17 protein-coding genes and 1 pseudogene are annotated in these 21512 nt (G+C 67.9%); 6 read left to right on the top strand and 12 right to left on the bottom strand.

All coding sequences use genetic code 11. The features are described from left to right. Positions 1-204: 204 nt before the first annotated feature. From rnr to rlmB, 3 genes and pseudogenes are all read left to right on the top strand, one after another. Positions 205-2433, top strand: a pseudogene (gene rnr / locus V3B30_RS06655) (ribonuclease R); the annotation flags it as partial. 84 nt (positions 2434-2517) lie between these two features. Then, entirely contained in the window at positions 2518-3012 is a 495-nt protein-coding gene (locus tag V3B30_RS06650; RefSeq protein WP_262084491.1) for a GFA family protein, read from the top strand. Positions 3013-3104: 92 nt separating this feature from the next. Next, positions 3105-3848 carry a 23S rRNA (guanosine(2251)-2'-O)-methyltransferase RlmB gene (gene rlmB, locus V3B30_RS06645; protein ID WP_100471781.1) on the top strand — a complete coding sequence of 248 codons (744 nt, stop codon included), beginning with the start codon at positions 3105-3107 and terminating at the stop codon, positions 3846-3848. Between the two features lie 53 nt (positions 3849-3901). Here rlmB and V3B30_RS06640 read toward each other — a convergent pair whose 3' ends face one another. From V3B30_RS06640 to V3B30_RS06630, 3 genes are read right to left on the bottom strand one after another with little or no spacing between them, the layout of a single operon-like run. Next, the gene (locus V3B30_RS06640) at positions 3902-5344 is read right to left on the bottom strand and encodes a TolC family protein (RefSeq protein WP_262084490.1); all 1443 of its coding nucleotides are present in this window, start codon (positions 5342-5344) and stop codon (positions 3902-3904) included. Continuing rightward, entirely contained in the window at positions 5341-7299 is a 1959-nt protein-coding gene (locus tag V3B30_RS06635; protein ID WP_262084489.1) for a MacB family efflux pump subunit, read from the bottom strand. The genes V3B30_RS06640 and V3B30_RS06635 overlap by 4 nt, the downstream gene beginning before the upstream one ends. Continuing rightward, positions 7296-8537: an efflux RND transporter periplasmic adaptor subunit gene (locus V3B30_RS06630; protein WP_262084488.1), complete on the bottom strand. Its 1242-nt coding sequence runs from the start codon at positions 8535-8537 to the stop codon at positions 7296-7298. Before V3B30_RS06630 ends, V3B30_RS06635 begins: the two co-directional genes overlap by 4 nt. A gap of 204 nt (positions 8538-8741) precedes the next feature. Between V3B30_RS06630 and V3B30_RS06625 the strand changes: the two genes are divergently transcribed. The 3 genes from V3B30_RS06625 to V3B30_RS06615 all read left to right on the top strand — a co-directional run bounded on the left by V3B30_RS06625 (position 8742) and on the right by V3B30_RS06615 (position 14089). Further along, positions 8742-9470 (top strand): response regulator, encoded by a 729-nt coding sequence (locus V3B30_RS06625; RefSeq protein ID WP_057498358.1) that lies wholly within the window; start codon positions 8742-8744, stop codon positions 9468-9470. A gap of 6 nt (positions 9471-9476) precedes the next feature. After that, a complete protein-coding gene (locus tag V3B30_RS06620) occupies positions 9477-10886 on the top strand; it encodes an ATP-binding protein (protein ID WP_049446197.1) in 1410 nt (469 codons plus the stop codon). Positions 10887-11062: 176 nt separating this feature from the next. Then, positions 11063-14089, top strand: a complete 3027-nt coding sequence (locus tag V3B30_RS06615; RefSeq protein WP_262084674.1) for a ligand-binding sensor domain-containing diguanylate cyclase — start codon at positions 11063-11065, stop codon at positions 14087-14089. A gap of 319 nt (positions 14090-14408) precedes the next feature. Here the strand turns inward: V3B30_RS06615 and rnt are convergent, their stop codons facing one another. From rnt to pstC, 9 genes are all read right to left on the bottom strand, one after another. Continuing rightward, positions 14409-14993 (bottom strand): ribonuclease T, encoded by a 585-nt coding sequence (gene rnt / locus V3B30_RS06610; RefSeq protein WP_005408782.1) that lies wholly within the window; start codon positions 14991-14993, stop codon positions 14409-14411. A gap of 235 nt (positions 14994-15228) precedes the next feature. After that, positions 15229-15750: a DoxX family protein gene (locus tag V3B30_RS06605; RefSeq protein ID WP_262084487.1), complete on the bottom strand. Its 522-nt coding sequence runs from the start codon at positions 15748-15750 to the stop codon at positions 15229-15231. A gap of 24 nt (positions 15751-15774) precedes the next feature. Further along, positions 15775-16530, bottom strand: coding sequence for a putative DNA-binding domain-containing protein (locus V3B30_RS06600; protein ID WP_262084486.1), 756 nt, complete (start codon positions 16528-16530; stop codon positions 15775-15777). Then, on the bottom strand, positions 16523-17398 hold the full coding sequence (locus V3B30_RS06595) for a DUF692 domain-containing protein (protein WP_100471786.1): 876 nt from the start codon (positions 17396-17398) through the stop codon (positions 16523-16525). Before V3B30_RS06595 ends, V3B30_RS06600 begins: the two co-directional genes overlap by 8 nt. Further along, positions 17385-17750: a hypothetical protein gene (locus V3B30_RS06590; RefSeq protein ID WP_262084485.1), complete on the bottom strand. Its 366-nt coding sequence runs from the start codon at positions 17748-17750 to the stop codon at positions 17385-17387. The genes V3B30_RS06595 and V3B30_RS06590 overlap by 14 nt, the downstream gene beginning before the upstream one ends. 238 nt (positions 17751-17988) lie before the next feature. After that, positions 17989-18696, bottom strand: coding sequence for a phosphate signaling complex protein PhoU (gene phoU / locus V3B30_RS06585; RefSeq protein WP_262084484.1), 708 nt, complete (start codon positions 18694-18696; stop codon positions 17989-17991). A gap of 65 nt (positions 18697-18761) precedes the next feature. Beyond that, complete coding sequence (gene pstB / locus V3B30_RS06580; protein ID WP_005408788.1) at positions 18762-19592, bottom strand: phosphate ABC transporter ATP-binding protein PstB; 831 nt, start codon at positions 19590-19592, stop codon at positions 18762-18764. Between the two features lie 19 nt (positions 19593-19611). Then, positions 19612-20475, bottom strand: a complete 864-nt coding sequence (pstA, locus tag V3B30_RS06575; RefSeq protein WP_006428262.1) for a phosphate ABC transporter permease PstA — start codon at positions 20473-20475, stop codon at positions 19612-19614. Beyond that, positions 20475-21443, bottom strand: coding sequence for a phosphate ABC transporter permease subunit PstC (gene pstC / locus V3B30_RS06570; protein WP_100471788.1), 969 nt, complete (start codon positions 21441-21443; stop codon positions 20475-20477). Before pstC ends, pstA begins: the two co-directional genes overlap by 1 nt. Between the last annotated feature and the right edge of the window lie 69 nt (positions 21444-21512).

Here is a 21512-nt window from a genome sequence, read left to right as displayed (position 1 = left end):
GGGAGCACGTCCCGCAGCCAGGGCCCGAAGAAAGGCGCCAAGACGGGCGCGGCCCGCACCCCCAAGCCAGGCAAGCCTTTGCCGGGCTGGTTCCCCGAATTGAATGAAGGCGGCGCCGCGCCGCGTGGCCGCAAGGCCCGCAATATGGATGCGCCGGGGCCTGCTCCGGGCCGCAAGCTGCCGCCGACCGGCAAGGTGATCGACGATCCCTATGCCGCACGCGAAGCCGAGAAATACGAACAACCCATCGCCAGCCGTGAGGCCATCCTGGCCCTGCTGGAGCGCTGCGAAGGGCCGCAGACCGCCGAGGAACTGGGCGCGCGCCTGGGCCTGACCGCACCAGACCGGGCTGAAGCGCTGTCGCGCCGGCTCGGCGCCATGGTCCGCGATGGCCAGCTGGTGCAGAACCGCCGGGGTGGTTTCGCTCCGATCCAGACGTTGAACCTGGTCACCGGCGTGGTGATCGCCAACCCCGAAGGGTTCGGCTTCCTGCGCCCGGTCGAAGGCGGCGACGACCTGTTCCTGCCACCGTATGAGATGCGCAAGGTGATGCACGGCGACAAGGTGCTGGCCCGCGTGACCGGGATCGATCACCGTGGCCGTCGCGAAGGCAGCATCGCCCGCGTGCTCGAACGCGGCATGACCCGCCTGATCGGCCGCTTCAGCATCGAGATGGGCATCAACTATGTGGTGCCCGACGACAAGCGGGTGCAGCGCAACGTGCAGGTGCCGCCGGACCAGACCGGTGGTGCACGCGACGGCCAGCTGGTGGTCTGCGAACTGACCCAGGCGCCGGACAGCCGCCGTCCGCCGATCGGCCGCATCATCGCCGTGCTCGGCGACAAGCTGACCGCGTCGCTGGTGGTGGAGACCGCCATCCACGGCCACGAACTGCCGTTCGAGTTCCCGCAGGAGGTGCTGGACGAAGCGGCTTCGGTGCCGCTGGTGGTCGAGCCGGCCATGATCGGCGACCGCGTCGACCTGCGCAGCACGCCGCTGGTCACCATCGACGGCGAAGATGCCAAGGACTTCGACGACGCGGTGTATTGCGAACCGAATGCCGAGGGTTTCCGCCTGGTGGTGGCCATCGCCGACGTGTCCAACTACGTCCGCCCCGGTACGCCGCTGGATGAAGAGGCGCAGAAGCGCGCCACCTCGGTGTACTTCCCGGGCTTCGTGGTGCCGATGTTGCCGGAGACCCTGTCCAATGGCATCTGCTCGCTGATGCCGAAGGTCGACCGCATGTGCTTCGTGTGCGACATGCAGATCGATCGCGATGGCCTGGTCACGCATTCGCGCTTCTACGAGGCGGTGATGAATTCGCATGCGCGCCTGACCTACACCCAGGTGTGGAAGGCGGTGGGCGAGGACGATGCCGATACCAAGGCCTGGATGGGCGACCTGCTGCCGCAGGTGCAGCGCCTGCACCAGTTGTACAAGGTGCTGTCCAAGGCACGTGCCAAGCGTGGCGCCATCGAGTTCGAAAGCAGTGAAGTGCGCTTCGTGCTGGACAACCGTGGTGAAGTCACCCAGGCCGGCATGCTGGTGCGCAACGACGCGCACAAGCTGATCGAGGAGTGCATGATCGCGGCCAATGTGGAGGCGGCCAGGTACCTGCTGTCGCGCCACGTGCCGGCCCCGTACCGCATCCACGAGAAGCCGCCGGAAACCAAGTACGCCGACCTGCTGGAATTCCTCAAGGAGTTCAAGCTGAGCCTGCCGCCGTGGTCGAAGGTGCGCCCGGGCGATTACACCAAGCTGCTGAAGAAGATCCGCGATCGTCCCGATGCAACGCTGCTGGAATCGGTGCTGCTGCGCAGCCAGAGCCTGGCCATCTACAGCCCGGAGAATCACGGCCACTTCGGTCTGGCGCTGGAGGCGTACGCGCACTTCACCTCGCCGATCCGCCGCTATCCCGACCTGCTGGTGCACCGCGCGATCAAGTACGCGTTGTCCGGCAAGCCGCTGGACAAGTTCACCTACAACGCGCGCGAAATGGCGGCCCTGGCGCTGCAGTGTTCCGAGCGCGAACGTCGTGCTGATGAGGCCGAGCGCGAAGTCGACGAGCGTTACCGCGCGGCATGGATGGAAAAGCACGTGGGCGGCCAGTTCGACGGTGTGATCAGCGGCGTCACCAGCTTTGGCCTGTTCGTGGAGCTGGATGAGTCGAAGGTGCAGGGGTTGGTCCATGTGACCCAGCTGCCGCAGGACTATTACAAGTTCGACGCCACCCGCAAGACGCTGACCGGTGAACGCCGCGGCAGCAGTTATCGGTTGGGCGACCGCGTGCGCATCCTGGTGCTGAAGGCCAGCATGGAAGAACGCAAGATCGACTTCCGCCTGGTCGAACACAAGGGCGAAGACGAGGGCGACGGTCTGCCCGCGCTGCCTGAGCGTGGCAAGCCGGCCAAGCGGACCAAGAAGCAGTATTGAAAGGCGTGCCGACCCACGGTCGGCACCCACTTCACCCGGTAGGTGCCAACCGTGGGTTGGCACGACGTTTCGGAGGAACGCACCATGCAGGGCCAACCCGAATTCAGCGGCGGCTGCCAGTGCGGTGCGATCCGCTTCCAGGTGCGCGGCGAGCTGACCCACAGTTCCATCTGCCATTGCCGGATGTGCCAGAAGGCGTTTGGTGCCTATTACGCACCGCTGGTGTCGGTGCGCGGCGTGCAGTTCAGCTGGACCCGCGGCCAGCCGCGTTATTTCCAGTCGTCCAACGTGGTGCGGCGTGGCTTCTGCGCCGACTGCGGCACCCCCCTGACCTACGAGGCGCCGGATGGCGTGGCGGTGGCCGCTGGCGCCTTCGACGAACCCGAACGCCTGCCGCCGACGATCCAGTACGGTGTGGAGCGCAAGGTGCCGTTTGTGGACAGCCTGTCGAGCCTGCCGGAACGGCGCACCGAGGAAGACGTCGCGGCGCTGGAATTCCTGGCCACGATCGTGTCCCACCAGCACCCCGACCACGACACTCCGCACTGGCCGCCGCGCAGCCGCTCCGCCGAAGGCTGAGCGGCGGGTGCGCCGGGCACGGCCCGGCGAGCGCGCAGCGCGGTCGGCGCCGATGCTCTACCATAGCCACCCCCTTTCCGGTCCCCGCCCGCATGAGCAAGAACAGCCAGTGGATTGTCGGCGTCAACGCCGTCGCCTCCTCCATCGAGAACGACGCCGAGAACGTCCGCGAAGTGCTGGTCGAGGCCGGTGCGAAGAACCCGCGCCTGACCGAGATCGAAGAAAACGCCCGCCGCAAGGGCATCGACGTGCGCAAGGTGAACAGCCAGGCGCTGGACGGTGTTGGCGGTTCGGTGCGCCACCAGGGCGTGGCCGCGCGCTATGCCGCCGCCCGCACCTACAGCGAGAACGAACTGGAAGGCCTGGTCGCAGCGGCGGAGGGCAAGGCCCTGCTGCTGGTGCTGGATGAAGTGCAGGATCCGCACAACCTCGGCGCCTGCCTGCGTTCGGCCGCTGCCGCCGGTGCGACCGCGGTGATCATCCCGAAGGACAAGTCGGCTACGGTGAATGCCACCGTGCGCAAGACCTCGGCCGGTGCTGCCGATCTCATCCCGGTGGTGGCGGTGACCAACCTGTCGCGCTGCCTGAAGGACCTGCAGAAGCAGGGTGTGTGGATCTACGGCCTGGCCGGCGAAGCCACCGCGTCGCTGTACCAGCTGGACCTGAAGGGCAACATCGCCCTGGTGCTGGGCGGCGAAGCCGATGGCCTGCGCCGCCTGACCCGCGAGAACTGCGATGGCCTGGTCAAGATCCCGATGCCGGGCGAGATCGAGAGCCTGAACGTCTCCGTCGCCGCCGGCGTCAGCCTGTTCGAGGCCGTGCGCCAGCGCGGTTGATCGGCAGCGCCATGTAATCGGGGCCGCAAACCTTGGTTGGCGCTCCCAAAGCCTTACCCCGCGCTGCCGCCCAGCGCTTTGAACAGGGTCACGTCGTTGTTCAGCTGGCCCTGGCGCACGCGCGCCAGCGACAGTTCGGCATCGCGCCGGGTCTGCTGTGCCTCCAGCCACGTGCGCAGGTCGGTCGCACCCACGCGGTAGCGCACTTCCTGCGCGCGCTCCACTTCCACCGCTTCGTCGTACGAGGCCTGCGAGGCCGCCACCTGGCGCGCCAGCTGCTCGCGTGCCGACAGCGCGTTGTCCACTTCCGAGAGCGCGGTGTACAGCGTCTTGCGGAAGTTGCTGGCGGCGATCTGGTAGGCGGTGCCGGCGATGTCGGTGTCCAGCTGCGCGCGCTGCAGGTTGAGGAAGGGCAGTGACAGGCCGGCGCCCAGCGTGGCCACCGGGTTGCGCAGCACATCGCCCAGCGAGGTCGCGCTGGAACCGAGGCTGCCGGTCAGGCTCAGTGCCGGGTAGTACTGGGTTGCAGTGACCTTGATGGTCTTCAGGCTGTTGCGCAGGCGCAGTTCGGCCGCGCGCAGGTCGGGGCGGCGGCCGAGCAGGTCGGCCGGCAGGCCTTCGGCAATGAAGGGGCTGCGTGCGCCCAGCAGGTCCTGCGGTTCGTCCTGCTGGGGCCAGGGCGTGCCGTCCAGCAGCACGGTCAGCGCATTGCGCACTTCCACCCGTTGCTGTTCCAGCGCGCTCTGCGAGGACCGCTGCGACTGCAGGTTCTGCAGTGCCTGGCGGACTTCCAGGCGCGATACCGCACCGGCGTCGAAGCGGGCCTGCACCAGTTCCCGGGTGCGCTCCAGCCGCTCCAGGTTGGCCTGGCCGGTGGCGATGGACTGGTTGAGGTAGGCCAGGTTCCAGTATTGGGTGATGGTGTCGCTGATCACCAGCAGGGCCGTGTTCTGCCGGTCTTCCTCGCTGGCCTGGGCTTCCCAGCGGGCGATGTCACGCTGCGCGCGCAGGCGCCCCCACAGGTCCACTTCCCAGCCCAGCGAGACGCCGGTGGAATAGCTGCGGCGCCAGTCGTCGGCCTGGTCGGTGGCGCGGCTGGCGCTGCCGCTGACACCGGACGACGACGGCTGCGGCCACAGCGCGTTGCCGGCCAGGCCGGCCTGCAGGCGTGAACGCTGCACGGCCAGGCCGGCGGCAGCCAGGTCGCTGTTGGCAGCCAGCGCCTGTGCCACCAGCCGGTCCAGGCGTTCATCGCCGAAGCCGGTCCACCAGGTGTCCTGGCGGATGTCGCGACCCGGGGTATCCAGGCTGCTGCGCGGGTCGTCGGCCGGTGCGTTGAGGGTGGCATCGCCACGCCCGTAGCGGGCCGCCACGTCGGGGGCGTGCACGGGATAGCGGCCGACCGATGCACAGCCGGACAGGGCGAGCAGAACGGCGCCCGCCAGCAGCTGGCGCGGGGATGCAGGGAAGGGCAGTCGGATCATCATCATCTTCATTCGCGGGCCAGGGCCTCCACCGGATCGAGCTGCGCGGCGTTGCGCGCGGGCAGGAAGCCGAACGCCACCCCGATCAGGGTCGAGCAGGCGAACGCGGCGACGATCGAGGCGGTGGAGAACAGCACCTGGAAGTCGCTGGCGAAGCGGCCGATCATCGAGCCCAGCAGCAGGGCCAGGCCGATGCCGAGCACGCCGCCGAGCAGGCACACCAGCACCGCTTCGATCAGGAACTGCTGGCGGATATCACTCTGCCGTGCACCCACGGCCATGCGCACGCCGATCTCGCGGGTGCGCTCGGTCACCGACACCAGCATGATGTTCATCACGCCGATGCCGCCCACCAGCAGCGCGATGGCGGCGATGGCGCCGATCAGCAGCGTCATCGTGCGCGTGGTCTGCTCGATGGTCTGCCGGATCTCGGCGCTGTTGCTGAGGAAGAAGTCCTCGGTGCCATGGCGCAGGGTCAGCAGGCGGGTGATCGCTTCCTGCGCGGCATCCATCGGCGTGGCGTCGTCCACGCGCACGGTGATGCTGGACACGTGGCTCTGGCCGAGCATGCGCGACATCACCGTGGTGTAGGGCACCCACACGCTGAGGCTGGTGCTGCCGCCGAAGCCGAAACTCTGGCGCTTGGCCACGCCGACCACGCGTGCCGGCACGTTGCCGAGCAGGATCACCTGGCCGACCGGATCGACATCGGGGAAGAACTGGGTCTGGGTGTTCTCATCGATCACCGCCACCTGGCCCAGGCCCTTCACTGCATCGCTGTCGAAGAAGCTGCCACTGAGCAGGGTCACGCCCTTGACCCGGAAGAACTGCTCGCCGACGCCGCTGACCTGGGCGGTGGAGGACTGGTTGCGGTAACGCGCGGTGACCGAGGTCGACACGCTGGGGGTGGCGCTGTCCACGTAGCTCTGCCTTGCCAGTGCATCGGCATCGCTGGCCTTCAGCGTCTGCACCCGCGCCGAGCGCATATCGCCGAAGCCGCGGCCGGGGTAGACATCGATGGTGTTGGTGCCGAGCGCGCTGATGTTCTGCAGGATCTGTTGCTGCGAGCCGTTGCCCAACGCCACCACCGAGACCACCGAGGCGATGCCGATGATGATGCCGAGCATGGTCAGGAAGGTACGCAGCCGATGTGCGTTCATCGCCAGCAGCGCCATGCGGAACGCTTCGGTGAAGCGGTCGCGCGCCGCCCGCCAGCTGTTGCCGCGGGCAACGCCGGTGCTGGCCTCGCGCTGCGCACGGTAGGTCGGTGCGTTCAGGTTGGCGCGGTCGGCGATGATCTCGCCGTCGCGGATCTCGATGATGCGCTGCGCGTGTTCGGCCACGCTCATGTCGTGGGTGACGATGATGATGGTGTGGCCTTCGGCGTGCAGTTCACCGAGGATCGCCATCACCTCCTCGCCGGACTTCGTGTCGAGCGCGCCGGTTGGTTCGTCGGCCAGGATCACCTCGCCACCGTTCATCAGCGCACGCGCGATCGACACGCGCTGCTGCTGGCCGCCGGACAGCTGGCCGGGCTTGTGGTGCATGCGGTCGCCCAGACCCAGCCGCTGCAGCAGCTGCTCGGCGCGGGCGTTGCGCACTGCGCCCGGGCTGCCGGCATACACTGCCGGCACCTCCACGTTGCCGCGTGCATCGAGGTCGCCCAGCAGGTGGTAGCGCTGGAAGATGAAGCCGAAATGCTCGCGTCGCAGTTCGGCCAGCTCGTCCGGTTCCATCTTCCCGGTTTCGCGGCCGGCCACCTGGTAGCTGCCGCGGGTGGGGCGGTCGAGGCAGCCGAGGATGTTCATCAGCGTCGACTTTCCCGAACCGGACTGGCCGACGATGGCCACCATCTCACCCGCATGGATGTCGAGATTGACGTCGCGCAGGACGGCGATCACATCGTCGCCGGCCGGGAACTCGCGTCGAAGGTCGCGCAGGCGCAGCAGAGGCGCCGCCGTGCTCATCGGCGTCCCATGCCCGGGCCGCCGACCCGCATCTGCATGCCGCCGCGGTTGCCGCCGCCGGCATTGGCACCGGCCGCACCGGCTTCGCCCACCACCACGCGCTCGCCTTCCTGCAAACCGGACAGGATCTCGGCCGAAGCGCCGTTGTTGATGCCCACGGTGACCTTGCGCGGCTGCGGCTGGCCGTTGTCATCCAGCACCCGCACCATGCGCTCGTCGCCACGGCGCTTCGGCCCCAGTGCCACCGCCGGCACCATCAGCACGCCCTTGGCCTGCTTGAGCAGCACCGACACCTGCGCGGTCATGTCGATGCGCAGCGTGCCATCCGGGTTCTCCACGTCGAACAGCGCGTTGTAGTAGACCGCGCTGCTGGAACTGGAGCTGGACGAGCTGCTCGAGCTGGACGAACTCTCGTTGGCGATCGAGGCCGGCGCCGGATTGATCTGGCGAAGCGTGGCGTGGTACTTGCGGTCCGGATCACCCAGCGTGGTGAAGTACACCGGCATGCCGGCCTTGATCTTGACCACGTCGGCCTCGGAAATCTCGGCATTGACCGTGACCACGTCCAGCCGCGCCAGCATGACGATGGTCGGTGCGGTCTGGTTGGCATTCACCGTGCGGCCTTCCTCGGCCACCACCGCCACCACGGTGCCGTCCATCGGCGCGGTGATGCGGGTGTAGGCCAGGTTGGCGCGGGCGGTGCCCAGTTCGGTTTCGCGGCCCTTGATCTGTGCCTCGTAGGACTGCAGCTGGGCACGGGCGGTCTTCAGCTGCGCTTCGGCGGCATCGTATTCCTGGCGCGAGGTGGCCTCGGCGGCCAGCATCTGCTGCTGGCGTGCGAATTCCAGTTCGGCCTGGCGCAGGGTAGCCTGCTGCACGGCGCGCTGGGCAGTGACCTGGTCCAGCGAGGCCTGCGCGTTGAGCACCTGGTTCTGCTGGGTGGTGGCGTCGATCTCGGCGATCAGATCGCCTTCCTTCACGGTGTCGCCCAGCTGCACCTTCAGCGATTTGATCTGGCCCGAGGCCTGCGCACCGACGCTGACCAGCTTGTAGGCGTCGATCACGCCGGTGGCCTCCACCGTCTGCTCGATGTCGCCGCGGCTGACCGGGGTGGTCGCCACCGCGGGGGCGGCGGGCTTGCGCAGCAGCCACCAGGCGGCAACGGCGACGGCAAGGGCAAGCAGGCCGATCAGTATCAGGCGACCCCGGCGGGTCGCGGGCAGCAGGCGGAACGTCACGTCGTGGCTTCACTCTGGGGGCCGCACGGGCGGCGTTGGTGGGCATTGTGAAGACCGGGCGATGGACGGCTCAATCCTCGGGGCATGTCTGTATGTAACACTGTCGGTGAATACGCGTAACCACAGGTATCCCGCCCGTGGGTGGATACACTGGTACGCATTGCCCCGGATGCGGTTCAGCTGCCGACACGGGATGATCGCGACATGGAGACTGAAAACCCGATGCATCGACTGCTGATCGTCGACGACGACAACGACATCCGCACCCTGCTGGCCGAACAGCTCGGCCGTGCCGGCTACCAGGTGAGCACGGCCGCCGATGGCACCGCCATGCGCCAGCTGCTGGACCGTGAGCACGTGGACCTGATCGTGCTCGACCTCAACCTGCCGCGCGAGGATGGCCTGACCCTGTGCCGCGACCTGCGCGCGCGCTCGAACACGCCGGTGATCATGCTGACCGCACGTGCCGAGCCGATCGACCGCGTGCTGGGCCTGGAAATGGGTGCCGACGACTACCTGGCCAAGCCGTTCGAACCGCGCGAGCTGCTGGCGCGCATCCGCAACGTGCTGCGCCGGACCGAGGCGCTGCCGGCCAACCTGGAGCCGCTGGCGGTGCGCCGTGCGCGCTTCTCGCGCTGGGTGTTCGACCTGGAGCATCGCCACCTGGTCGATCCGGACGACCGCGTGGTGGTGCTGTCCGGCGCCGAATTCCGCCTGCTGCGGGTGTTCATCGCCCACGCCAACAAGGTGCTGTCGCGCGAGCAGCTGGTCGCGCTCAGCAGCGGCCGCAACTACGAGGCGCAGGACCGCGCCATCGATCTGCAGGTCAGCCGCCTGCGCAACAAGCTGGGCGACGACGGTGGTCCGGACGGACTGATCAAGACCGTGCGCAACGAAGGCTACGTGCTGGCCTCCTCGGTGAACCTGGAATAAGCCGCGATGAAGCGCCTGCGCCATTTCCTGTCCTCGATGGTCGGGCGGTTGTTCGTGATCCTGCTGCTGGGCATGGCGGTGGCTGCGATCGGCGCGACCATGCTGGCCACCTCCAAGCGCCAGCAGGAGTTCGAGCGGCAGAACCTGAACCGCATTGCCGACCGCCTGCAGGGCTACGTCAACCTGCTGGATGGCAATCCGGAGCTGCGCGAGCGCCTGCTGGCGATCGGTGGGCCGAGCGTCCGCGCACTGCAACCCGGCGCCCGCCTCGGGCGGGCCGATACGGCGTTGATGGAAGTGCTGGAAGACCGCCCCGGGCCGGTGTCGCGCGCGCATGTGCATTTCGCTTCGTTCCGTTCCTGCATTCCCAAGCTGCAGGACCTGTTGCCGCCTCCGCCACCGGGCCACCGGCGGCCGCCGCGCGAACGCGACCCGGCGTTCATCCCGCCCAAATGCCGCGCGGTGGACGTGACCCTCAACGACGGCACGCTGCTGAAGCTGGCGCTGGACTCGCCAGCGGTGGCGCACAACGGCATCCTCGCCGTGGACCCGTGGTTCCTGACCCTGCTGGTGCTGGCCATCGCGGTGCTGGCCTACATCGTTGCACGCATGGCCAGCGCGCCGCTGCAGGAGCTGGCCGCCGCCGCCGAAGACCTCGGCGATGATCTGCAGCGCGACCCGTTGCCGTTGCGCGGCCCGCGCGAAGTGCAGCGCGCCGCCGAAGCGTTCAATGCCATGCAGCACCGCCTGCAGCGGCACTTGGCCGAACGCACGCAGATGCTGGCGGCGATCACCCATGACCTGCAGACGCCACTGACCCGGCTGCGCCTGCGCCTGGAGAATGTCAGCGACGAGGCCCTGCGCGAGCGCCTGATCGGCGACCTGGCGGCGATGCAGGCGCTGGTGCGCGAGGGCCTGGAACTGGCCCGCAGTGCCGAAAGTGCCGAGCAGCGCGCCGCACTCGACCTCGATTCGCTGCTGGAGAGCATTGTCGAGGACACCGCCGAAGGCGGCGCCGATGTGGTCTTCGAAGGCGGCAGTGGTTCGGTGCTGATGCTGCGGCCGCTGGCCATGCATCGGCTGTTCTCGAACCTGGTGGACAACGCGGTGATGTATGCGCAGCGGGCGCGGGTACGGGTCGAGCGCAGCGGCGGTGCGATCACCGTGGTGGTGGCCGATGACGGGCCGGGCCTGGCCGAGGAGCAGCTGGAGGCGGTGTTCGATCCCTTCGTGCGGGTGGAAACCTCGCGTTCGCGCGAGACCGGCGGGGCGGGCCTTGGCCTGACCATTGCCCGCGCTCTGGCCGAGAAGGACGGAGCCCGGCTGTGGCTGCGCAACCGGGCCGAAGGTGGGCTGGAGGCGGTGGTGCAGTGGCCGGCCAGTGCCCAGGTGGTGGCGCCCGGCCGCGCCGGCTGAGCCGGAGGGCTGCGCACGGTGACGCCGGGGCCGGGGTTTGGCCTATCATCTGCGCATCTCCCCAGTCTCCCCCCGATGAGCCAGCCCGTTCCCGCCGGCATGCCGTTCCGCGCTGCCTGGCAGTTCCCGCATGCTGCCGCGCCTTGCAGCCGCACCTGGCCGCCGCCGTTGCGGTGATGGGCGGGCAGGGGGACGAGGGGCGCTGGGTGGAGCGCCGCACATCAGGATTCAGGCGGGCGCTGCGGCAGGGCCTGCTGTGGCTGCTGCTGGCCCTTGCGCTGCCGCTGGCGGCACAGGATGGTGCGCCGCCGCTGCGCGATTACGCCATCGATGTATGGACCTCGCGCAACGGGCTGCCGCACAACTCGCTGCGCGACATCGCGCAGACGCCGGAGGGCCATCTGTGGTTCGCCACCTGGGAAGGGCTGGTGCGCTACAACGGCCTGGATTTCACCGTGTTCGACCGCAGCACGCGCCCGGGCCTGCGCGACAACGGCATCGGCGCACTGTTCGTCGACCGCCAAGGCGGGCTGTGGATCAGCGATTCGCGCGGCAATGTCAGCCATCGCGGCAGCGACGGCCAGTGGCGGGTATGGGAGCACCAGGCCGGTACACCGCAGGTGCTGATCCAGTCCATGCAGATGGACAGCCAGGGCCGGCTGTGGCTGCTGTTCGAAGGCAAGGGCGTTGGCTATCTGACGCCGGACACCGGCATCGTCTACCAGGCACCGGCGGCGGACCTGCCGATGGCGATGAGCTTCACCAAGCTGGTGGTCGATGCACAGGACCGGGTCTGGGTCGGCACGCTCGATGGGCTGGTGCTGCGCGACAACGATGGGGTACTCAAGCGCGCGCCCGCCGCATGGGGGCTGGGCGCCGGCAGTGGCCTGTCGTGGCCGTACCGGGCGCCGGATGGCGCACTGTGGATCGTCGCCGGCGAGCGCCTGTACCGGGTGGAGGACGACCAGCTGGTGCTGGTGCACCGCCTGCCGGGCCAGCTGCACATGACCTCGATGCTGCAGGACCGGCATGGTGACCTGTGGCTGGGCACCGAGAACCAGGGCCTGCTGCGCATCTCCGCGCATGGCCTGGAGCGCCTGCCGGCGGGCCTGAACCTGCCGGGTGGGCGCGTGGTCAGCCTGCGCGAGGATGCCGAGGGCAGCATCTGGGTGGGTGCCAACGGTGGCCTGTACCGCCTGCGCGAAACACTGTTCAGCAGCTACACCGAGCGCGATGGCCTCAGTGGCGACTATGTGCGCACCGTGTTCGAGGACCGCGAACGCCAGCTGTGGGTCGGCAGTGCCAGCGGCCTCGACCTGCAGACTGCTGATGGCCGCTTCCGCGCGATGCCGCTGCACAACCGCGGCGGCAAGGCACCTTCGGTGCTCAGCCTGGCGCAGGGCCCGGACGGTGACCTGTGGGTCGGAACGTTCGGTGATGGCGTCTACCGTCTTGGCCCCGATGGCCGGCTGCGGCACAACTATGCCGCCGCCGATGGCATGCCGGGCGGCAACATCCGCGCGATCAGCGTGGACCCGCAGGGTGTGGTCTGGGCCGGCACCCAGAAGGGCGTGGTCCGCATCGACGGCGACCGCGTGCAGGTATCAAGCGTTGCGGGCATGCCCAGCGGCCTGATCACCGCGCTTGAGCACGATCACCAGGGCAACCTGTGGATCGGCACCATCGAGGGCATCCGCGTACTGCGCGGCGACCATGTGCAGTCGATCGACCTGGCCCCGCTGGGGGGAGGCCGCAGCGTGTTCGGTTTCCACCAGCTGGGCGATGCGATGTGGATCAGCAGCGATCGCGGCCTGTACCGCTGGCGCAACGGTGCGCTGGCGCGGGTCGGCCTGGAGCAGGGCATGCCGGTGGATGCGGTGTTCCAGCTGGTGCCGGACCGCCTCGGCAACGTGTGGATCAGCAGCAACCGTGGTGTGCTGCGCACGGACATGGCGACCCTCAATGCAGTGGCCGATGGCCGCACGCCACGGGTAGAGGTGGAGCGCTACAACGAGATCGACGGCATGGCCAATGCACAGGCCAACGGCAGCTCAAGCCCATCGGCGATCCTGCGCCAGGACGGCACGTTCTGGGTGGTCACCGCCGGTGGCCTGAGCACGGTCGACCCGCAGCGGCTGCAGCGCTTCCGCGAGCGGCCATCACCGCCGGCCGCGATCGAGAGCGTGCAGGTGGATGGTGCGCCGGTGCATTGGGAGGGGCCGGATCGCAACTCCATTCCCGGTGGCCGCCGGCTGGCGGTGAGCTATGTCGGCCTGAGCTACCTGATGTCCGACCGGATCCGCTACCGCACGCGGCTGGATGGCCTCGATGCTGGCTGGGTGGAGCGTGGGCCGCAGCGCAGCGTCGAGTTCGTCGGCCTGCCTCCGGGCGACTACACCCTGCACGTGGCCGCTGCCCATCCGGGTGGCAGCTGGGGCCAGCAGGAAGCCGTATGGAGCTTCACCGTGGAGCCGTTCTGGTGGCAGCGACGCAGCGTGCAGGTGCTGGGTGGACTGTTGCTGCTGGCCGGGCTGGTGGTGCTGTACCGCCTGCTGCTGCAGCAGCTGAAGGCCAGCAACCTGCGCCTGGCGCGGCGGGTGGACGAAGCGACCTTCGACCTGCAGGCCAAGACCGTGCACCTGCAGGCGCTGAACCAGGAAAAGACCGAACTGGCCGAGCGCCTGGCTCGCCAGGCCGAGGCGTTCGAGCGCCAGGCCCGCGAAGACGCCCTGACCGGCCTGGCCAACCGCCGCGCCTTTGATGAAACCCTGGCCCGCGACTTCGCGCGTTCGCAGCGCAGTGGTCACCCGTTGTGCCTGGTGGTGCTGGATATCGACCACTTCAAGGACGTCAACGACCGCCACAGCCACAGCACCGGTGATGCGGTGCTGGTGCAGGTGGCGACGTTGATCGCGGCGGCCTGCCGCGACTCCGACCTGCCGGCGCGCACCGGCGGCGAAGAGTTCGCGCTGCTGCTCAATGACACCCGACTGGAGGAAGCCGCGCAGCTGTGCGCACGCCTGCGCGGGCTGTTCCACGACCATCCCGACTGGGCCGGTGTGGAAGGCCTGCGCGTGACCTTCAGCGCGGGCCTGGTGGAGCTCGATGCCGACGACCGCACCCCGGCGCTGCTGTACCAGCGTGCCGACCGTGCGCTGTACCGCGCCAAGAGCGATGGCCGGGATCGCACGAGCATCGGTTGATCGCATCCACGCATGGCGTGGATCTACGGGTGTTGCCGCACCAACGGTCGGCATCCACAAGAGAAGTGACCCACCAAAGCGGTGATCGGCAGCCCGCAACGAGCGCAGCGACCCGCTGTTGCTTCCGCTTTTCTGATCTTTCCGTGCCGGCCAGCAACCTGTCGAAGGCCGGGCAGGGTGGGGTCGCGGGGGTATCCGCGCCATGGATGGCGCGGCTAAGCCCCCAGGGACGGGTTCACGGCGTCCCCCGCGACCCCACCTTGCCCGGCCCAACCGATGATTCGCTTCCCGCCACGAGGGGCTCCGCCGTTGGCTGCCTTTACCGCGGCCAGGCGTTGGCGATCGTGCAGAACAGGCGCGCGGTCTGCTCGGTGTCATACACCGCGCTGTGCGCTTCATTCGCATCCCAACCCAACCCGGCGGCGGTGGCCGCACGCGCCAGCACGGTCTGTCCGTACGCGATACCGGCCAGGGTGACCGTGTCGAACACGCTGAACGGATGGAACGGGTTGCGCTTGTGGCCGGTCCGCGCCACTGCGGCGTTGACGAAGCCCAGGTCGAAATGGGCGTTGTGGCCGACCAGGATCGCGCGCTGGCAGCCGTATTTCTTCATCGCCGCACGCACCGGAGTGAAGATGTGGTCCAGCGCCGCCTTTTCTTCCTTGGCCAACCGGAACGGGTGGTCGAGGATGATGCCGGTCACTTCCAGCGACTTCGGGTCGATTTCCAGGCCTTCGGCCGGGACCACGTGGGCACTGGCGGTCTGGCCGGGGTAAAGCAGGCCGTTCTCGTCCATCTCGATCGGCACCGCAGCGATTTCCAGCAGCGCATTGCGCTGGCTGTCGAAGCCGCCGGTTTCCACATCCACCACCACCGGCAGGAAGCCGCGGAAGCGTTGTGACATCGCGCGCTGCGCCTGGGGGACTGCGGAATCGGGAGCGGCGGCAGGTGCGGGGGTGGGGTCAGTCATGCGTGAATTCTAGCAGAGCGCCCCCGAGCGCCTGGCTGGCCTGTGATGCACCGGTTCGCTGCGTAGGAGCGTGTCGACCAAGGTCGACACCCACCGGTGCACCGTGCGCTCAGGATGCCGGTAGGTGGCAACCATGGTTGGCACGGCGCGTGCCGGCCAAGGTCGGCATCTACCGGACTGCGCGCGGTGCCGTGGTGGTGGATGGCTGCCATCGGGCCAACCATGCGTCCACGCTCAGCTTGCCGGCACCGGTGAAGATCAGCGGCAGCAGCATGGCCATGAACAGCACCGGCAGCTTGAAGTTGCCGAAGCCCTGGTCGCTGATCGCATAGCCCATCGCCAGCTCGGCCAGCGAGTTCCACTCCATCGGCCAATGCACCGCATAGGTGGCCACCACGGTCAGTACCAGCAGGCTGGCGGCGGCGAAACGGGTACCGAAGCCAAACAGCAGGCAGGCCGCCCCGACCAGTTCGAACCAGGTCGCCAGTTGCCAGTTCAGGGCGGCCGGCAACTGGTCGAACGGGAATGGAAAGGCGTCCTGCAGGTCAGCGAACCAGTTCTGGCCGCGCAGCTTCTCGCGGCCGGATTCGAAGAATTCCAAGGCCAGCAGCAGGCGCAGGCCGAGCGGGGCCAGCCAGGGGGCGAGACGGTCCAGCTGGCCGCGCGCGGTGGCCAGGGTCGGAAGGTTCATCAGGGGATCTCCGCGAAAGAGGTGTCAGGGAGGGGCTGTGAGCGGCCCGATCACGCCGGCCTGCAGGAATTGCCGCAGCAGCGCGGCACCGGGTCCGGCCAGCGCATCGACGGCCAGGCCATACGTGGTGGCGAGTCGTTGCAGGTAGGCATGACCTTCCAGCCCAGGCTGTTCGCCGATGCTGGACAGCAGGTACACCGCCAACGGGCTGAGCGTAGCGAAGCGCACTTCGCCATCGGCTTCGCGGCGGACCAGCAGGCCGGTCGGTTCGGTGGGCGGCTGCGTCGGCGCATCCTCGGCACCCAGCCGATGCACCGGCCACTGATACAGCAGCGGCCACGCCAACGGCGAGCGCTGCAGTCGTACGCGCAGCGGATCGACATCACCCGGCGCAGGCAGCCGCTCGGCCTGCAACTGATACAGCGCGGTTTCCACCCACTCGTAGTGGGCCAGTTCGGCCAGCGCCGGGTGCGGCAGCTGCGGCTGTACCTGCAGCCATTGCACGAACTCGGCGGCCAGCTCGGTGAACAGGGGAGTCTGGCAGTGATGGGTGGCGAAGTAGTGGCGCACGAGCGCGCTCCATGCCGGTTCGCCGAGAAGGCGAACGCAGACCGGAAAACCGTTGCTCAGGAGCCCCAGCAGGTTGTTGAACAGCAGGTGCTGGTACACCGCCAGCCGGCGTGGATCCAGGCCGGCTGGTGCCGGCACCGCTTGCGGATCGCGCAGGTGCGCGGTGAATGCGTGCTGCTGCGCGCGCAGGGTATCGGCGGCATCAGCCATGCGCAGCTCCGGCATGCGTGGCCTGCAGGCGGCGGATGGTCTGCAGCTCGCCCTGCAGTTCTGCATAGGGCGGAAAATTGAAGTCACGTTCGAGCAGGGTCGGGCGTGGGCCGATGCGTGCATAGGTTCGCGCCAGCAGCTCCCAGACCGGATCGATCACCGCGCTGCCATGGGTATCGATCTTCAGGTCCGGAGCTTCGTCCAGGTGCCCAGCCACGTGCAGGCAGACGATGCGCTGTGCAGGCAGGCCGGCGATGAAGCTGTCGGCATCGTAGCCGTGGTTGCAGGCGTTGACGTAGACGTTGTTGACGTCCAGCAGCAGGTCGCAGTCGGCCTCGGCGAGCACCGCATTGGTGAACGCCAGCTCGTCCATCGCCGGATCCGGCGCCAGGTAATAGGACACGTTTTCCACCGCGATACGGCGGCCGAGCAGGTCCTGCACGCGGGCGATGCGTGCCGCGGTGTGGCGCACCGCTTCGTCGGTGAACGGAATCGGCAGCAGGTCGTACAGGTGGCCGTCGTCGCTGCAGTAGCTCAGGTGTTCACTGTACAGCGGCACGCGGTGCTTCTCGAGGAACTGGCCGACCTGCTCAAGCAGCTGGGTATCCAGTGGTGCGCTGCCGCCCAGCGACAGCGACAGGCCGTGGCAGTTCAACGGATGACGCTGCGCCAGTTCGGCCAGCGCGTCACCGGCGGGACCACCGACGTGGATCCAGTTCTCCGGTGCACATTCGAGGAAATCGAAGTCGCCTGCCGGAGCGTCACGCAGATCCTGCAGCAGCGCCCTGCGCAGGCCCAACCCGGCGGCCGCCGCGCGAAGCGGCGGCCGCGGGTGGACGGCGCTGGCGCGGACGTCAGTGCTTGCCACCGCACTTGCCTTCGCCGCACTTGCCTTCGGCCGACTTCTTGTCGCCGGCCTTGGCACCGGCGGCAGCGCCCGTCGCAGCCTTGCCCTTGTCGGCGCCACACTTGCCTTCGCCACACTTGCCCTCGGCAGCCTTGCCCTTGTCACCACCGCACTTGCCCTCGGCGCTCTTGCCGTCGGCACCACACTTGCCTTCGGCGTGCTTGGCATCGGCAGCTTTTGCCGCCTGGCCGGCGACCAGATAGCCCTGGGCGAGGTCGCTCATGCTGAAGGCCGAGGCACTGGCGGTCATGCCCAGGCCGGCGGCCAGGGCGGTAGCGGTCAGCAGGGACAGCGTCTTGTTGGAACTGCTCATCGGTATTGCTCCTGGGTGGTGGGCAGGTGCCCGGGGTGAATCGATGGTGCAGCGATCCTACTCAACGAATCCTCGCCAAGTACTCAAATTTTCGTGAGATTTGTTACAGAAGCATCCGGCAGGTTCGCACCGGGCAAGCCCGGCGCCCACAATCCGGGTGGCATACCCCAAAAAAAGAAGGCCGCTGTCACCAGGACAGCGGCCACCTTGGAGTCGTCTCCGGTGTTGCAGTGCAGCGTCAGACCTGGCCGGTGCTGGAGGTCTCGTCGCGCTTTTCACGCGGCGGCAGCGGCTGCTCTCCGTGCACCAGGAACCACACGTTCTCGGCGATGTTGGTGGCATGGTCGCCCACGCGCTCCAGGTTCTTGGCCATGAACAGCAGGTGCGTGCACGGAGTGATGTTGCGCGGGTCTTCCATCATGTAGGTCAGCAGCTCGCGGAACAGCGCGGTGTACTGCGCGTCCAGGCGGGCGTCGTCCTCACGCAGTTCCAGTGCGGCGTCGGCGTCGTTGTCGCGGTAGGCGGCAATGGCACGGCGGACCTGCTGCGCGGCCAGGCGGCCCAGTGCACGCAGGCCCTGGATCTGCGGCAGTGGCGGCACCTTGCCCAGCGCGATCGAGCGCTTGGCGACGTTGGCGGCATAGTCACCGATACGCTCGATGTCGGCCGGAATGCGCAGGCCGGCCAGGATTTCGCGCAGGTCGCGCGCCATCGGGCCACGCAGCGCCAGCCGCATCACGTCGTGGCTGATCTGCTGTTCCAGCGCATCGATCGCTTCGTCGTTGGCGATGATGCGATGGGCAGCGTTCTCGTCGCGCTTCTCGATCACGTCCATCGCCGCTTCGAGCTGGGCGACGGCCATTTCGCCCATGCGCACGATTTCGGCCACCAGGCGCTGCTGCTCTTCGTCGTAGCTCTTGACGATGTGGTCGTTGGGAAGATTCATGGTCTGCAATCCGGGTAGAGCCAGGCCATGCCTGGCTGGGACATGTGGCGAAGGGACGGCGTCGATCAGCCGAAGCGGCCGGTGATGTAGTCCTCGGTCTGCCGCTGCGACGGCTGCGAGAAGATCACTTCGGTGCGGTCGTGCTCGATCAGGTCGCCCAGGTACATGAAGGCGGTGTAGTCGGACACGCGGGCGGCCTGCTGCATGTTGTGGGTGACGATCACGATGGTGTACTCGTGCTTGAGCTCTTCCACCAGCTGCTCGATGCGGCTGGTCGAGATCGGGTCCAGCGCCGAGGTCGGTTCGTCCAGCAGCAGCACCGACGGGCGCAGGGCCACGGCACGGGCGATGCACAGGCGCTGCTGCTGGCCGCCGGACAGGCCCAGTGCGCTCTGCCCCAGCTTGTCCTTCACTTCGTCCCACAGCGCGCCCTGGCGCAGCGCCTGCTCGACGCGGTCGGCCATGTCGGCCTTGCTCAGCTTCTCGTGGTGGCGGATGCCGTAGGCCACGTTCTCGAAGATGGTCATCGGGAACGGCACCGGCTTCTGGAACACCATGCCGACCTTGCTGCGCAGGCGGTTCATCGGGTACTTCGGCGACAGGATGTTCTCGCCGTCCAGCAGCACCTCACCGCGCGCTTCCAGCTTCGGGTACAGCGCGTAGATGCGGTTGAAGATGCGCAGCAGGGTCGACTTGCCGCAACCGGAGGGACCGATCAGCGCGGTCACGCGCTTTTCCGGGATTTCCAGGTTGATGCCCTTCAGGGCATGGAACTTGTCGTAGTAGAAGTCCAGTCCACGCGCAGCCAGCTTCACCGGCGACGGCGTGTGCAGGCTCTCGTGCGAGGACGGCACGGCGATGCGCTGCATCGGCACGGCGTTGGAAAGGTCGTTCATGGCGTTATCCACGGAAAGGTCAGTCATGGGAGATACGGTTGCGCAGCAGGATGCCGCGGGCGGCAAGGCTGACCAGCAACACGAAGACAGTCAGCACCAGGGCACCGGCCCAGGCCAGCACCTGCCAGGATTCGTACGGGCTTCCGGCGAACTGGTTCATCACCACCGGCACCGAAGCCATCGGCTGGAAGATGTTGTTGTTCCAGTACTGGTTGCCGAAGGCAGTGAACAGCAACGGTGCGGTCTCGCCGGAGATGCGCGCCAGGGCCAGCAGGATGCCGGTGATGATGCCGGCCGACGCACTGCGGTACAGCACCTGCACGATCACCTTCCACTGCGGGATGCCCAGCGACAGCGCCGCTTCGCGCATCTGCGAAGGCACCAGGCGCAGCATCTCGTCGGTGGTGCGCACCACCACCGGCAGTACGATGAAGGCCAGCGACAGGGCACCGGCGAACGCCGAGAAGTTGCCGCCGGTCTGCATCACGTACAGGGTGTAGACGAACAGCCCGAGCACGATCGACGGGGCCGACAGCAGGATGTCGTTGACGAAGCGGACCACGGTGCCGGCTTTGCGGGCGTTGCCATACTCGGCCAGCCAGGTGCCGGCCAGCACGCCCAGCGGCGTGCCGATGCCGATCGCCAGCGCGCACATCACCGCGCTACCGAAGAAGGCGTTGGCCAGGCCGCCTTCCTGCATCGGCGGCGGTGTCATCTTGGTGAACAGGTCCAGGTTGATGCCGGCCAGGCCCTTGGAGGCCAGGGTGAACAGGATCCAGCCGAGGAAGAACAGGCCGAACAAGGCGGTGGCACAGGAGGCGGTGATCGCAACGACGTTGCCGATGCGACGGCGCAGGTACAGCGAATCAGCGGTGGTGGACATCAGTTGCCCTCCTTGCGGGACAGGCGCATCAGCATCAGGCGGGCGATGGCCAGCACCACGAAGGTGACGATGAAGAGGACGAAGCCGAGCAGCAGCAGGGCCGAGCGGTAGGTTTCAGTGGCTTCGCCGAAATCGTTGGCGATCAGCGCGGCGATGGTGGTGCCCGGTTCCAGCAGCGACGGCGACAGGCGCACGCTGTTGCCGATCACGAAGGCCACCGCCATCGTCTCGCCCAGGGCGCGGCCAAGGCCGAGGAAGATGCCGCCGATCACCGCAGAACGGGTGTAGGGCAGGACGATGTCCCAACTCACTTCCCACTTGGTGGAGCCGAGCGCGTAGGCCGATTCCTTCAGGCGGGTCGGTACGGTCAGGAACACTTCGCGCATCACCGAAGAGATGAACGGAATGACCATGATGGCCAGCACGAAACCGGCGGTAAGCATGCCGATGCCCAGCGGCGGGCCCTGGAACAGCGGGCCGATGACCGGCCATTCGCCCAGCGTCTCGTTGAGGAACGGGGTGACGTACTCGGTCATCACCGGCACCAGCACGAACAGGCCCCACATGCCGTAGATGATCGAGGGGATGCCGGCCAGCAGTTCGATGGCGGTACCGATCGGGCCACGCAGCCAGCGCGGCGCGACTTCGGTGAGGAAGAAGGCGATGCCGAAGCTGACCGGCACGGCGATGACCATCGCGATGATCGCAGTGACCAGGGTGCCGTAGATCGGGGCGAGGGCACCGAACTTGTTTTCGACCGGATTCCAGTCGGCGGAGAAGAAGAAGCTCAGGCCCTGCATCTGCAGGGCATGGCGGCCGCCCCACAGCATCGACAGCGCGGCGCAGGCCAGGGCGATCAGGACGAAGATGACGGTGCCGACCAGCACCCATCGGAACAGTTTGTCGTTGCGGGCATCACGCGCATCACGCGTGGACGAGGCGGCTACAGGCTGGGCGATGGCATTCATGGGGACGGCGGGGCCAGGAAGGGGCGGGGCGGTACGGCGTGGAAGAGGCGGTGCCCGCGCGGGGCGGGC

Source organism: Stenotrophomonas sp. SMYL41, assembly GCF_036319965.1.
Lineage (GTDB): Bacteria > Pseudomonadota > Gammaproteobacteria > Xanthomonadales > Xanthomonadaceae > Stenotrophomonas > Stenotrophomonas maltophilia_R.
This window is presented reverse-complemented; position numbering and strand designations above follow the sequence as displayed.

Bases quoted from the DNA above. Each gene is read 5' to 3' on its own strand.
- phoU (WP_262084484.1), bottom strand. From the start codon at position 18,696: ATGAATCTTCCCAACGACCACATCGTCAAGAGCTACGACGAAGAGCAG.
- V3B30_RS06650 (WP_262084491.1), top strand. From the start codon at position 2,518: ATGCAGGGCCAACCCGAATTCAGCGGCGGCTGCCAGTGCGGTGCGATC.
- V3B30_RS06625 (WP_057498358.1), top strand. From the start codon at position 8,742: ATGGAGACTGAAAACCCGATGCATCGACTGCTGATCGTCGACGACGAC.
- pstC (WP_100471788.1), bottom strand. From the start codon at position 21,443: ATGAATGCCATCGCCCAGCCTGTAGCCGCCTCGTCCACGCGTGATGCG.
- V3B30_RS06590 (WP_262084485.1), bottom strand. From the start codon at position 17,750: ATGAGCAGTTCCAACAAGACGCTGTCCCTGCTGACCGCTACCGCCCTG.
- pstB (WP_005408788.1), bottom strand. From the start codon at position 19,592: ATGAACGACCTTTCCAACGCCGTGCCGATGCAGCGCATCGCCGTGCCG.
- V3B30_RS06635 (WP_262084489.1), bottom strand. From the start codon at position 7,299: ATGAGCACGGCGGCGCCTCTGCTGCGCCTGCGCGACCTTCGACGCGAG.
- V3B30_RS06615 (WP_262084674.1), top strand. From the start codon at position 11,063: ATGGGCGGGCAGGGGGACGAGGGGCGCTGGGTGGAGCGCCGCACATCA.
- rnt (WP_005408782.1), bottom strand. From the start codon at position 14,993: ATGTCACAACGCTTCCGCGGCTTCCTGCCGGTGGTGGTGGATGTGGAA.
- V3B30_RS06600 (WP_262084486.1), bottom strand. From the start codon at position 16,530: ATGGCTGATGCCGCCGATACCCTGCGCGCGCAGCAGCACGCATTCACC.
- V3B30_RS06605 (WP_262084487.1), bottom strand. From the start codon at position 15,750: ATGAACCTTCCGACCCTGGCCACCGCGCGCGGCCAGCTGGACCGTCTC.
- V3B30_RS06620 (WP_049446197.1), top strand. From the start codon at position 9,477: ATGAAGCGCCTGCGCCATTTCCTGTCCTCGATGGTCGGGCGGTTGTTC.
- rlmB (WP_100471781.1), top strand. From the start codon at position 3,105: ATGAGCAAGAACAGCCAGTGGATTGTCGGCGTCAACGCCGTCGCCTCC.
- V3B30_RS06640 (WP_262084490.1), bottom strand. From the start codon at position 5,344: ATGAAGATGATGATGATCCGACTGCCCTTCCCTGCATCCCCGCGCCAG.
- pstA (WP_006428262.1), bottom strand. From the start codon at position 20,475: ATGTCCACCACCGCTGATTCGCTGTACCTGCGCCGTCGCATCGGCAAC.